Source organism: Burkholderia sp. AU4i, assembly GCF_000466765.1.
GTDB lineage: Bacteria > Pseudomonadota > Gammaproteobacteria > Burkholderiales > Burkholderiaceae > Burkholderia > Burkholderia cepacia.
In genome coordinates, this window is record NZ_ASSI01000160.1 from 1 (window position 1) to 970 (window position 970).

The following is a 970-nucleotide window of genomic DNA, read 5'->3' on the forward strand; positions in this document are numbered from 1 at the left end:
CCCGCCACGGCGCGATCGCGCAGGCGCTCGGGCTGGTTCACTACGAACCGTCGTGGGTGCGTCCGGCCGCCACGTGGCTCGCCACGCGGCGGCGCGCGCTCGCGGAACTCGGCGCCCTCGAAGGCCCGCTGTTCCTGCTCGCCGAACGCAAGCCCGGCGACGCGGCGATCGCCGCGCAGCTCGCGCGCGTGACCGACCCGCGCGACGACGAAGCCGCGCGTCATGCGGATTCGCCCGCGCCGCCGACCACCGCGCCGGGCCTCGCCCCTGCCGACCCTGCGCGCGACGCGCTGCTGAACCTGATCGACACGCGGCTCGCGCATATCGCCGACGCCGCCCGTCAAGCCACACCGAAGGAGCCTGCCCCCCATGCGCCTACCTGAACCGCCGGCCGCCTCGATCGCCGCCGCCGCCCTCGCGACCGCCGTCGCGCTGGCCGGCTGCGCGACGTCATCGATCGATCTGGCGCCGGAGGCGTCCGACCGCCCATGGCAGCCGCAAACGTCGGCTGCCGGCGACATCGTGCCGGGCCCGCCGCGCGCGTCCGCGCAAGGTTCGCACGACTACACGCTGCCCGCGTCGCCCGCGCTCGCGTCCGTCTCGCCGCCGGCTGCGCTCGATGCCGCGCACGCGTACACGCTGCCCGAACTGATCGATCTCGCCGAATCGGCGAACCCGCTGACCCGCATCGCGTGGAACGACGCGCGCAACGCGGCGCTCGCGGTCGGCCTGGCCAAGGCCGCCTACCTGCCGAGGTTGTCGGCGACGGCCATGGGCGCATACCAGGCAAACCACGGCTCGACGTCGACGATCCTCGGCGACTCGTCGAGCGACACCACCGTTCACGGCACGATCTCGGCGCTGTCGCTGCAATGGCTGCTGTTCGATTTCGGCGGCCGCGCGGCGCGCGTCGAGGCGGCCGAGCAGGCGTCGATCGCGTCGAACGTCGCGTTCACGGCCGTGCACCAGC

Annotated in this window: 1 protein-coding gene and 1 pseudogene; both read left to right on the forward strand. The window is 74.4% G+C overall.

What is annotated here, in order from left to right:
• Window positions 1–383, forward strand: a pseudogene (locus L810_RS31860) (FUSC family protein); the annotation flags it as partial.
• Window positions 370–970, forward strand: a 601-nt coding sequence (locus L810_RS31865; RefSeq protein WP_042976995.1) for a TolC family protein, incomplete at its 3' end; no start/stop codon positions are given. The pseudogene L810_RS31860 and the gene L810_RS31865, both read left to right, overlap by 14 nt.